Source organism: Micromonospora lupini (genome assembly GCF_026342015.1).
Lineage (GTDB): Bacteria > Actinomycetota > Actinomycetes > Mycobacteriales > Micromonosporaceae > Micromonospora > Micromonospora lupini_B.
The window spans coordinates 751,191-763,658 of record NZ_JAPENL010000001.1 but is presented as its reverse complement, the minus strand read 5'-3'; the positions used below and the strand labels follow the sequence as shown (position 1 = coordinate 763,658).

Below are 12,468 nucleotides of genomic sequence, written 5' to 3'. Positions count from 1 at the left end.
TCAACGGTCCTCGGCGACCGGGCCGGCCCACTCGCCCGGATCGTCGGGCACCCGTCGCACGGTCAGCTCGCCCAGGCACACGTCACGCCACCAGTCGACGCTCGTCGGGTCCGGCTCGTCCGGGCACAGCAGCGTGACGTCGCCCGCGTACGGGGAACTGCCGTAGCCGTCGCCGTCGACCGGGTCGGCGATCACCAGGTTGGCGACGTCCACCCCGGACTCGGTGAGCTGCCGGGCCAGCTCCAACGCCAGCACGCCGGCCGCGCCCCGGCCCACAAGCACCAACTCCCCCGCCGACACGTGCGCGGCAAGCGCGGCCGTGTAGTCGGCGGCGAGGCGTTGCACAAGCGGCGCCGGGTCGAGACCCGCGTAGCGGTGCAGCCCACCGTCCACGATCCCGCACACCGCCCCGGTGGCGGCCAGCCGCTCGGCCAGCCCGGCGTACCCGTCGAGGCTGCCGCTGCCGTCGTGCACAAGCACGTAGCGGGGCGGGCCCTCACCGGCCAGCGCCACCACCTCGCCGGTGTCGCTGACGGCCGGCTCCTCGTCGGGTCGGACGCTGCCCACGGCGGCCAGGTGATCGGCCAGGTCCGCGACCGTCGGGTGCTCCAGGATCCGGCGCAGCAGCTCGTCGAAGAAGACGTCGGCGGCGGCCGGCACCCGCTCGGCGAGTTGGCCGGCGAGTTTCGCGGCGAGCAGCGAGTCACCGCCGAGGGCGAAGAAGTCCGCGTCCCGACCGACCCGCTCCACCCGCAGCACGTCGGCCCAGACGGCAGCGATCTGCTCCTCAAGCTCGGTGAGCGGGGCCGTGGCGCTCGCCTCGGGACCGGCGGTCGTGGCCGCCACCAGCCGGCGTACGGCCGCCCGGTCCAGTTTGCCGTTGGCCGTGCGGGGCAGGTCGTCGACGACCTGCAACACGCCCGGGATCATGTAGTCGGGCAGCCGGTCGGCCAGGTGCGCCCGCACCTCGTCGGGCACCACCCGCCGCCGGTCGGCCTTCACCCGCGCGGCGATGATCCGCATGCCGAGCCCGGCCATCGGGTCGGCGGCAGGCGGCAGGTCGAGCACGGGCGACGCACCGGCGGCACCGAGCAGGCCCCGCCACTCGTCAGCGGTGAGGAACGTACGGTCGGTGCCCTGGCGCAGGTCGGCGAAGTCACCGAGGTCGTCGTCTAGCCGCACCAACAGCTCAAGCGACGTCATGATCTGGTAGTGCTCCCGGGTCATCTCCAGCAGCACCAGGTGCCCACCGGGGGCGAGCAGGCCGCGCAGCCGGGCCAGCGTGGCCGGCACGTCCCGGGTGGCGTGCAGGACGTCGCCGGCGATCACGATGTCGGCGCTGTTCGGGGCCATGCCCTGCCCGGCCAGGTCGGCGTCGAGGTCGAGCTGCGCGAAACGCAGCCCCGGCCGGTCGGCGAAGCGCTGCCGGCCGGCGCCGAGGAAGAACGCGGACAGGTCGGTGTAGAGGTAGTCGACGTCGAGGCCGTCAAGCGCGTCGAGCACCGCCGCTGTCGTACCGCCGGACCCGGCGCCGACCTCGACGATGCGCACCGGCCCGTCGAGCCGCTCGGCCAGCGACCTGACGGTCGCCGCCGCGACCGCGTTGGCCCACCTGTTGAACAGGGCGTCGGCGTAAAGGTTGTCCGACACGGCCAGCTCACCGCCGGGGAACAGCAGCGCGAGGGGGTCCTCGTCGCCGCGCAGCAGCGCCGGCAGCGCGGTGGCGCTGGCCTGGAAGTAGCGGACCAGCTCGGGGGACTCGCCGACCGCGGCCGCCCGCTCGGCCACCGCGTCCCAGGCCCGCGCGGCAGGTGGTGGCGCACCGGCCAGCCGGTAGCCGTCGTCGTCGTGGCGCAGCACCCCGCTGTCGGTGAGCGCCCGCAGCCAGCGGCGCAGCAGCCGGCGGTGCCGGGGCGCGACGCGGGTGGCGGCGTACACCTCGGCGAGGCTGTGCGGGCGGTCGTCGAGCGCGAGGCCCGCGGCGCGCAGGGTGTCCAGCATGGCGGCGAGACCGAGAGAGTCCAGCTCGTGCAGGTACGCCTCGTACGCGCCCAGATCGGTGCCGGCCACCAGCGCGGCCCCGGCCGCTGTGGGTCCGGCCGGGTCGACCGGCTGCCCGGGGCCGGGCTCGACCGCGGCGGGCTGCACGACGGCGGCCAGCCGCCTCTCCAGTGGACGGTCCCCGTCGACCACCGCTGTCGCCCCGCCCACCGCCGGGTGCGCCAGCAGCGCCGACTCGACCTCGGCCAGCTCGATCCGATGGCCGCGGATCTTGACCTGGAAGTCCTCCCGGCCGAGGAACTCGATGGTGCCGTCGGGCCGGTAGCGGCCCAGGTCACCGGTGCGGTACAACCGCTCACCGGTGGACGGGTCGGTGACGAACCGCTCGGCGGTGCGGGCCTCGTCGCCGAGGTAGCCGAGCGCCAGTCCGGCGCCGCCGATGTACAGCTCCCCGGCGACCCAGTCCGGGCGGGGCCGCAGCGCCGCGTCGCGGACGTGCCAGCTCTGGTTGGTCAGCGGCACCCCGTACGGGATGCTGCGCCAGGACGGATCGACAGGCCCGATCGGGTGGATGATCGACCAGATGGCGGCCTCGGTCGCGCCGCCGAGGCTGACCACGGCCAGACCGGGGACGAGATCGCGGATCTGGTCCGGCAGGGTGACCGGGATCCAGTCGCCGCTGAGCAGGGCCAGCCGCAGCGAGGGGATCCGGACCATCGGCGCGGCCGCGAGGTAGTCGGCGAGCATCTGCACCTGCGCCGGCACCGAGTTCCAGAGGGTCACCTCGTTGTCGGCGACCAGCTCCGCCCAGTGGGTGGGGTCGCCACGCCGCTGCGGCGCGGGCAGCACCAGCGCCGCGCCGACCGCCGGCGGGCCGAACAGGTCGTAGACGGACAGGTCGAAGCCCAGACTGGCCAGGCCGAGGACGCGGTCGTCGGGCGTCACGTCGAACCGTGCGTTGATGTCCGCCACGGTGTTCAGGGCCGCCCGGTGGGTGATCACCACCCCCTTCGGGGTGCCCGTCGACCCGGAGGTGTGGATGACGTACGCGCGGTCGTCCGGGCTGACCGCCCGGGTCGGCAGGGCCGTCGGCGCCGGTCCGTCGCAGTCGTCCACCGCGATCGGCGTCACCCGCTCCGGCCAGTCGCCGGCCACCCGGTCGGCCTCGGTGAGGACGTGCCGGATCCCCGCGCCGTCGAGGATCAGGTCACGGCGAACGGGCGGCTGGTTGGTGTCGACAGGCACGTACGCCCCACCGGCCAGCAGGACACCGAACACCGCGACCACCTGCCGCCAGCCCTTCTCGGCGACCACCGCGACCAGGTCCCCGGGCCGGCAGCCGGCCTCGGCGAGTCGCGCGGCCACCGCCGTGGCACGGCCGGTGAGCTGCCGGTAGGTGAGGGTGCCGTCGTCGGCGACCACTGCCACCCGGTCCGGGGTCCGCAGCGCCTGGGCGAGCACCCCCTCGTGCAGCAGCCCGTCGGGCAGCGGCGCGGCGGTGTCGTTGACCTCGGCGCGGCGGCGGGCGCTCGCCTCCGGCAACGTCACCGGGGCCAGTTCCTCCCACGCCTCGTCGGTGCCCGCCAGCCGGCGCAGCAGCGTGGCGTACGCGGCGAACATCTCGTCGATGACACCGTCGGGGAGGACGCCCTCGCGGACGTCCCAGTTGGTGGCCAGCCCACCGGAGCGCTCGATGTTCTGACAGTCGATCCACACCTGCGGGGTCTGGCTGATGCCGTAGCCCAGCTCACCGAAGCCCTCCACGCCTGTGTCGCCGCCCAGCCCGATGGCGCTTGTGAAGACGATGGGCATCAGCGCGGCGTCGGCGCCCCGACGACGGGCCAGCTCGCGGACGACGTCGACGCCGGAGAACCGGCGGTGGTCCAGGTCGGACCAGAGCTGCGCCTGGATGCGCTTGGCCCGCTCCTGCACCGGCGCGTCCGGGCTCTGCTCCACGGCGAGCAGGCTGACCGAGGTGAAGTCGCCGACGATCCGGTCCACCTGCGGGTGCGTAGGCGTCCGGTTGAGCAGCGTGACGTCGACTGTGAAGCGCGGGTGCACGCTCCACGCGGCGATCACCTCGACGTACGCGGCGAGCACCGCCCCCGACGGGCTGATGCCGTGCTGCCCGGCGCGTTGGCGCAACCCGGCCCACTCGGTCGGGTCGAGCCGCAGGTCGAGGCGGCGGAAGCGGGGCGGCGCGGCCGTGGCGTCACCGCGCAGGGGCAGCTCAGGCGCCGGGGGCAGGTCGTCGAGCCGGGCCAGCCACCAGTCCCGGTCGGCGTCGTGGCGGGGTCCGCCGCGCAGCGGTTCGGTGGCCAGCAGGTGGTCACGGAACGTCAGCGTCAGCTCGTCGCGGGGCGGGTCGCCTGCGTAGCGGCGGCCCAGCTCGTCGAGCAGGATGTTGATGCTGACGAAGTCGCAGATCAGGAAGTCGATCGAGAAGTGCAGGACGCACTGGTGCGGGCCACGGGTGACCCGCAGCGCGAACAGCGGCCACTGCTGCGGGTCGTAGCGACGGTGGTCCAGCTCCTCCCGGGTGGCGGCCACCGCGTCGGCGAAGCCGGCCGCGTCGGCGTCGCGCACCTCGACGCGGTACGCCGGCACGTCGGGTCGTACCTGCTGGGAGCCGTCGCGGTTGACGACGGCCCGCAGCATGTCGTGCCGGGCGACGATCTGGTGCCAGGCGCGTTCCAGCCGGTCCACGTCCAGCTCGGGAAAGGTCAGCTCGCCGTAGCCGTGGCAGCCGACCCCGCCGTAGGCGAAGCTGTCGCCACGCCCGAGCAGGTACGCGCTCTGCACGTCGGTGAGCGGGAACGGCTCGTACCGCTGCTCGGGGTGCGCCACCGCGGTGGGCGCGGCGGCGTCGCGCAGCACGGCAAGCACCTGCTCCTTGTGCTGGCGTAGGGCGGCGCGGCGCTTGTCGGTGAGAACGCCTGTGGGCGCCCGGAAGCGGAGCTGGCCGTCCTCCTCCCAGAGGTGGACGCCTACCTGCGCCAGCTCGGCGATGAGGTCCTGCCCGTTCATACGCTTCCCTCCTCGTACGTGCCAACGGCGTGCTGCACGGCGGTGGCCAGGTCCGCGATGGTCGGTCGGTCGAGCAGCCCCCGCATCGGCAGGTCGACGCCGTAGCGTTCCCGCAGCACGGCCAGCAGCCGGGTGGCGAGCAGGCTGTCCCCGCCGAGGCTGAAGAAGTTGCGGGTGCGGCCGGGGACGGGGCCGTTCAGCAACTCCGCCCAGAGGGCGCCGAGGTCGCTCTCCAGGCCGGCGTGGGGTGGCTCGTCGGCCGGTGCGCTGTCTCCGCTGGCGAGCAGGGCGGCCACCGCGCCCCGGTCGATCTTGCCGTTGCCGCTCAGCGGCAGCGCGTCGAGCACTGCGACGTGCTCGGGCACCATGTACGCGGGCAGCCTGTCGACGACGAACGCGCCTGTGGCGTCCGGGTCGAGGGTGACGCCCGCCTCCGGTACGACGGCGGCGGCGAGCCGGCGCGTGCTGGCGCCCACTGCCACCACCACGGCCTCCCGCACGCCTGGGCAGTCGGTCAGGGCGGCCTCGACCTCGCCCAGCTCGATGCGGTGCCCGCGGATCTTGACCTGGAAGTCCGCCCGCCCCAAGAATTCCAGCGTGCCGTCCGGCCAGTAGCGGCCCAGGTCACCGGTGCGGTACCAGCGCATCCCGTCGTGTGTCACGAACCGCTGCGCGGTGCGCTCCGGATCCCCCCGGTAGCCGGCCGCCACCCCCGCCCCGCCGATCCACAGCTCGCCGATCACCCAGTCGGGGCAGTCCCGTCCCCGCCCGTCCACCACGCGGTAGCGCTGGTTGGGCAGCGGGAAGCCGTACGGGATGGACCGCCAGTGCGCCGGCACCTCGCCCACCTCGAACGCGTTGGACCAGATGCCCGCCTCGGTGGCGCCGCCGAGTGCGGTGAGCCGGGCGTCGGGTCGGCGGGCGACAAGCCTGTCGCGCAGGTCCAGGCCGACCCAGTCGCCGGAGACCACTGCGTGCCGCAACGCGCCGAGCGGTTCGTCGCCGGCCGCGGTGAGCAGCATGTCGAGCAGGGCGGGCACGGTGTTCCAGATGGTGACGTCGTGCTCGCGCACGAGCCGCAGCCAGGTGCGGGCGTCGCGGCGCTGCCCCTCCTCGACGAGCACCACCGCGCCGCCGACGCCGAGCAGGGCGAAGATGTCGTACACCGACAGGTCGAAGTCCAGCGCCGACACGGCGAGGACCCGGTCGTCCGGGCCGAGACGCAGCCGGTCGTTGACCGCCGCGATGGTGTTTCCGGCCGCCGCGTGGGACACCTCGACGCCCTTGGGCTCGCCCGTGGAGCCGGAGGTGAAGATGACGTACGCCAACGAACCCGGGTCCACCGGCACGCACTCGTCCAGGGCCGGGCCGCCGTCGCCGGCGGGATCGAGCCCGTCCGCGCCGACGACAGTCTTCACGTCGGCCCGGGTGAGGATCCGCTCCCGGCGCACCACCGGCTGGTCCACGCCTACCGGCACGTACACGCCACCGGCGGCGAGCACACCCAGCACCGCGACGACCTGGTCGACGCCCTTGGGCAGGCACACCCCCACCGCGTCCCCCGGCGCGACCCCGGCCCGCGCCAGCGCCCCGGCAAGCGTCAACGCCCTCTCGGCCAGGTCCCCGTAGGACACCGACACCCCGTCGCCGAGCAGCGCCACCCGAGCGGGCTCCCGCGCCGCCCACCCGAAGAACCCCTCGTGCAACAGGCCGGGCGGGATCGGCGCGGCTGTCGCGTTGACCCGCTCGCGCACGGCCCGCTGCCCGGCGGGGAGCCCGACCGGCACGGTCCGCGCCCAGTTGCCGGCCGCGAGGGTGGTCAGCAGCTCGACGTACGCGGCGAACATCGTCTGCACCACGTCGGGCGGGAACAGCTCCGCCACCACGTCCCAGTTGATGCTCAGGCCACCGTCGCGTTCCATGACCTGGTTGTCCAGCCACACCTGCGGGGTCTGCGAGGCGCCCCAGATCTGCTCGCCGAACGGCAGGGACATGCTCACCAGTTCGTCGCTGATGCCCAGCGCGCTGGTGAAGACCACAGGCATCGCGGCGGCGGGGGCGCCGGTGCGCCGCGCGATCTCCCGCAGCACCCAGATGGCGGAGACGGCGTTGTGCTCCATGCCGTCCCACATGCGCTCCTGAAGGCGACGCACCAGGGTCAGGAAGTCGTCGCCCGCGCCGGGGCGGTGGCCGACGAGCAGCAGCGAGGTGAAGTCGCCGAGCACGTGGTCGATGTCGGGGTGCACCTCGCGGCGGTCGAAGAGGGTCAGGTTGAGGGTGAGGTCCGGCCGCGCGCTGAAGGCCGAGAGCACCTCGGCGTACGCGGTGGCGAGCACGGCGGCCGGGCTCACCCCGTGGGCGCGGGCGGCGTCGACGAGGGCGGTCCACTCGGCGGGGTCGAGCCGCGCCGCGTGGCGGACGAAGCGGGGGGCGCGTACGCGGTCGGGGTCGACGGCGAGCGGCAACTGCGGCGCGGGGGGCATCTCCGCGGCCTGCGCCGACCAGTAGCGCTCGTCGCCCTCGACTGTCGCCTCGTCCGGCCGGGCGGTGAGCACGTAGTCGCGAAACGACACTCCGATCGGGCGCAGCGGCGCGTCGAGATCGACGTAGAGGGCGGACAGTTCGGCGAAGACGGTCACGATGCTGAGCGCGTCGAGCACGATGTAGTCGAAGCTGAACGCCAGCCGGACGCGACGCTCGCCGTACCGGACGGCCTCGATGGCCACCAACGGCCAGCGGGTCGGGTCGGCGACCCGGTGTGACAGCCGGTCGCGCAGGTCGACGAGCGCGGCCTCACCCTCGCCGACCGCAATGGCCACCTCGGGCACCTCGGGTTGGACGCGTTGACGGCCGTCGGTGTCGAAGACGGCCCGCAGCATCTCGTGCCGGCGGACCAGCCGGTTCCAGGCCGTGGTGAGCCGGTCGAGGTCCACGTCCTGGCCGTCGAACTCCCAGTACCAGTGGGAGCCGACCTCACCGAGGGCGAAGTCGCCGCTGCGGCCCATCCAGTACGCCCGCTGCACGTCGGTCGCGGGGAACGGCTCGTGGCGGTTCGCCGGGTCGGCGACGAAGGTCCCGGTCAGCGCGGCGCCGGTGTCGATGCGTACGCCGGCGGCGAACCCGGCGAGGGTCGGCTCGGCGAAGAGGTGGCGCAGTTGCCCGCCGGCCAGCCCGGCCGAGCGCATCCGCCCGAGCAGGCGGGTGGCGAGCAGGCTGTCCCCGCCGAGGGTGAAGAAGCTGTCGGCGCGGCCGACGGTAGGCACGCCGAGCAGGTCGGCCCACAGGGTGGCCAGCGCCGTCTCGACCGGTCCGGCGGGTGGCTCGACCTCGGTGGAGCGGCCGGCGCCCTCGGCGAGCCGTCGTGCCAGCGCCGGCCGGTCGATCTTGCCGTTGCCGCTCAGCGGCAACGCGTCGAGCACGGCGACGTGCTCGGGCACCATGTACGCGGGCAGCCGCTCGCCGACGAACGCCCGTACGGTCTCCGGGTCCACCCCGGACACCGACGGTACGACGGCGGCGGCGAGCCGGCGCGCGCTGGTACCCACTGCCACCACCACGCCCTCCCGCACGCCTGGGCAGTCGGTCAGAGCGGCCTCGACCTCGCCCAGCTCGATGCGGTGCCCGCGGATTTTCACCTGGAAATCCGCCCGCCCCAAGAATTCCAGCGTGCCGTCCGGCCAGTAGCGGCCCAGGTCACCGGTGCGGTACCAGCGCATCCCGTCGTGTGTCACGAACCGCTGCGCGGTGCGCTCCGGATCCCCCCGGTAGCCGGCCGCCACCCCCGCCCCGCCGATCCACAGCTCGCCGACCACCCAGTCGGGGCAGTCCCGTCCCCGCCCGTCCACCACGCGACAGCGCTGGTTCGGCAGTGGAAGCCCGTACGGGATGGACCGCCAGTGCGCCGGCACCTCACCCACCTCGAAGACCGTCGAGTGGATGGCGGTCTCTGTGGTGCCGCCCAGGGCGACGAGCCGGGCGTCGGGGCGCAGCGCCACCAGGCGGTCGCGCAGGTCCAGGCCGACCCAGTCGCCGCCGAGCAGCGCCAGTCGCAGATGGTCCAGGCCGCCCTCGGCCTCGGCGGCGGTCAGCAGCATGTCCAGCAGCGCGGGGACCGACTGCCAGACCGTGACCCGGTGCGCGTCGACGAGCCGACGCCAGGCGCTCGCGTCGCGTCGCTGCTCCTCGCCGATCAGCACCACCGCCCCGCCGACGCCGAGCAGCGCGAAGATGTCGAACACCGACAGATCGAAGTCCAGCGCCGACACGGCGAGGACCCGGTCGTCCGCGTCGATGTCGAACCGCCGGCGAATGGCCTCGATCGTGGTGCCGGCGGCCGAGTGCGGCACCTCGACGCCCTTGGGCTCACCCGTGGAGCCCGAGGTGAAGATGACGTACGCCACCGACGCCGGGTCGCCTGGCACGCAGCCGTCCAGGGCCGGGCCCCCGTCGCCGGCCGGGTCGAGCCCGTCCGCGCCGATCACCGTCCGCACGCCGGCCCGTTGCCAGATCCGGTCGCGTCGGGCGGCCGGCTGGTCCACGCCCACCGGCACGTACACGCCACCGACGGCGAGCACACCCAGCACCGCGACGACCTGGTCGACGCCCTTGGGCAGGCACACCCCCACCGCGTCCCCCGGCGCGACCCCGGCCCGCGCCAGCGCGCCGGCAAGCGTCAACGCCTTTCCCGCCAGCTCGCCGTAGGACACCGACACCTCGTCGCCGAGCAGCGCCACCCGAGCGGGATCCCGGGCCGCCCGGTCGAAGAACCCGTCGTGCAGTCGACCCACCGGCAGCGTCGCCACGGTGTCGTTGGCCCGCCGCCGGACCGCCCGCTGCTTCCGCGGCAGCAGGTCACCCGGCGACGCGGTCCAGTCGCCGTCGACCAGCCCGGCGAGCAGCCGGACGTACGCGGCGAACATCGCCTCCGACACACCCGGCGGAAACAGCTCCGCCACCACGTCCCAGTTGAGGTACAGACCGCCCTCGCGCTCGGTGACCTGGTTGTCCAGCCACACCTGCGGGGTCTGCGACGACGTCCACACCGGGTCGCCGAAGCACTCCCGCACGTCGGCGCCGAAGAGGTCGCCGAGGCTGAGCGCGCTGGTGAACACCACAGGCGCGAGCACGGCCCGGTCGGAGCGGGCGCGGGCCAGGTCGCGCAGCACGTCCACTCCGGAGTACGCGCTGTGCGCCACGTCCCGGGCGAACTGCTCGCCCAGGCGGCGGGCGCGGTCGACGAACGGCACCTCGTCGGTGGCGTCGACCTCCAGCAGCAGCAGGTTGGTGAAGTCCCCGCTGAGCGACGGCACGTCCGGGTGGTACGGCGTCCGGTCGTACAGCGGCAGGTTGAGCAGGAAGCGTTGCCGGCTGCTCCAGGCGGCCAGGACCTCGGCGAAGGCCGTCAGGAACACCATCGACAGGGTGACGCCGTGCTCGCGCGCGCGGACGGCGAGCCGGTCCCGGTCGGCGCCGGAGAGCCAGTGGTGGTGACGGATGACCCGGTGCCCGCTGACCCGCTCGGGGGCCACGGCCACCGGCAGGTCGGGCCCGCCGGGCAGGTCGGGCACCCGCTGACGCCAGTAGCCGGCGGCGGCCTCGCGGGCGTCGGCCCGCCGCCGCTCGTGGGTGGCCAGGTAGCGGGGATAGCTGTAGTCGATGGGCGGCAGCGGCTCGTCGGGCCGGCGGTAGAGGTGGGCGAGGTCGGCGAGGAGCACCCGAAAGCTGTGCGCGTCGGCGACCAGCATCTCGATCTCCACGTGCACCCGGCTCGCCCCGTCGGGCAGCAGGCAGAGCTGGACGTCGAACACCTCACCCCGGTCCACCCGCAGGGTGCGGTGCGACAGGGTGGCGCGCAGGTCGGCCAGCCGCCGGTCCCGCTCGTGCGCCGGCAGGTCCCGCAGGTCGTGCACGGTCAGGCCGGCCCAGGCGCCGTCCGGGGTGATCTGCTGCCGGCCGTCGTCGAGGAAGCGGGCCCGCAGCATGTCGTGGCGGCGCACCAGGGCCCGGATGGCCCCCTCCAGCCGGTCGGGGTCCACCTGCCGGCCGTCGAACTCGTTGTAGAAGTGCGCCCCCACGCCACCGAGGGCCTGCTCCCCGGCCCGCCCGACCCAGTACGCGTGCTGCATGGTCGCCAGGGCGAACGGCTCGTCCGGGTCGACAGTCGCCTCGTCCTCGTCTACGGCGGGCCCGGCGGCGGGGGTCGTCGCCGCGCCCTGCGGGTGGGCCAGCGCGTGCCACTGCCGGACGGTGCGCAGCTCGATGAGCTGGGCGAAGGTGAGACCCGCGCCGGCCCAGCGGGCGGCGAGCCGCATGAGCCCGATCGAGTCGAGGCCGCGCTCCAGCAGATCCTCGTCGGGTGACACCTGCTCGTCGAGCAGCGACGCGACGTCGTCGCACATGCCGTCGAGGGTCAGCGTGGTGAGCACTGGCATGTCTCCTCCCGACTCCTCAGGCGCGCGGAACGCGGATCGAGCGGTCGGCGAACCCGATGAGGTCCAGCCGCTCCAGGCCCTCGCGGACCCGGGGAGTCAGCAGGCCGATGTTGGACAGCGCGGTGACCACGCGGGCGAAGATGGCCTGCCGATACTTGATCATCAGCTCGTTGTGCGCAGCGAAGTCGACGCCCTCGCTCCGGTCCACCTCGATGCGGTCCCAGACGTCCTCCAGCAGGAACCGGCGTCGCATGAGGCTCGCCGAGTCGAGCACCATGTCCTCGCGGTCGGCCAGCTCGGCGCTTGTCATCTCCCGGTAGATGCCCTCCAGCGACAGGATCCCGAACGACACGTGCCGGGCCTCGTCGCGGGCGACGAGGCGGGTGATGTCGCAGATGAGGCGGTCGTGGAAGGTGCTGTTGGCCAGCCGGAACGCCGCCATCGCCAGGGCCTCGACCACGATCTGCATGCCCAGCGCGGTGATGTCCCACCGGGAGTCGGAGAGCAGATCCTCGATCAGTTCGGACAGCGCCGGGTTGATCGGGTACGGGTGGGGCACCTTCTCGCGCAGGTAGCGGGAGAACGCCTCGACGTGTCGGGCCTCGTCGGCGGCCTGACTCGCGGCGTAGTACTTGCTGTCGATGTCGGGCACGACCTCGACCAGGCGCGCGGCGACGACGAGCGCGCCCTGCTCACCGTGCAGGAACTGGCTCACCATCCACGACTGCAGCTCCCAGCGGAACGTGTCCCACATCGGACGGCCGCGCCGCGCCAGCGGGGATGCCTCGAACGACGCCATGGCGAACGCGGAGTCGTCGGGCAACGGCTCACCGAACGGCACCTCGATCGACCAGTCGACGTCGGTGCTGGCGTTCCACTGCGCGCTCTTGGCCCGCTCGTAGAGGGACAGCACCCGGGGCATCTCGGACTCGTAGTGCCACGTCAGCTGCGCGTGCACGGGGGTGGTCACCGACAGACCAGACATGCGCCCAAGGTACCGAGAGAGAAC

Annotated in this window: 3 protein-coding genes; all 3 read right to left on the bottom strand. The window is 73.9% G+C overall.

The window, feature by feature from the left end; genetic code table 11:
* From OOJ91_RS03510 to OOJ91_RS03500, 3 genes are read right to left on the bottom strand one after another with little or no spacing between them, the layout of a single operon-like run.
* Window positions 1-5,028: a non-ribosomal peptide synthetase gene (locus tag OOJ91_RS03510; RefSeq protein ID WP_266242331.1), complete on the bottom strand. Its 5,028-nt coding sequence runs from the start codon at window positions 5,026-5,028 to the stop codon at window positions 1-3.
* On the bottom strand, window positions 5,025-11,459 hold the full coding sequence (locus OOJ91_RS03505; RefSeq protein WP_266242329.1) for a non-ribosomal peptide synthetase: 6,435 nt from the start codon (window positions 11,457-11,459) through the stop codon (window positions 5,025-5,027). The genes OOJ91_RS03510 and OOJ91_RS03505 overlap by 4 nt, the downstream gene beginning before the upstream one ends.
* A 16-nt stretch (window positions 11,460-11,475) precedes the next feature.
* On the bottom strand, window positions 11,476-12,444 hold the full coding sequence (locus OOJ91_RS03500) for a ferritin-like domain-containing protein (protein ID WP_266242327.1): 969 nt from the start codon (window positions 12,442-12,444) through the stop codon (window positions 11,476-11,478).
* Window positions 12,445-12,468: the final 24 nt, after the last annotated feature.

What these genes read in the sequence shown, in the direction of transcription:
- OOJ91_RS03510 (WP_266242331.1), bottom strand. Translation starts at nt 5,028, where the DNA reads ATGAACGGGCAGGACCTCATCGCCGAGCTGGCGCAGGTAGGCGTCCAC.
- OOJ91_RS03505 (WP_266242329.1), bottom strand. Translation starts at nt 11,459, where the DNA reads ATGCCAGTGCTCACCACGCTGACCCTCGACGGCATGTGCGACGACGTC.
- OOJ91_RS03500 (WP_266242327.1), bottom strand. Translation starts at nt 12,444, where the DNA reads ATGTCTGGTCTGTCGGTGACCACCCCCGTGCACGCGCAGCTGACGTGG.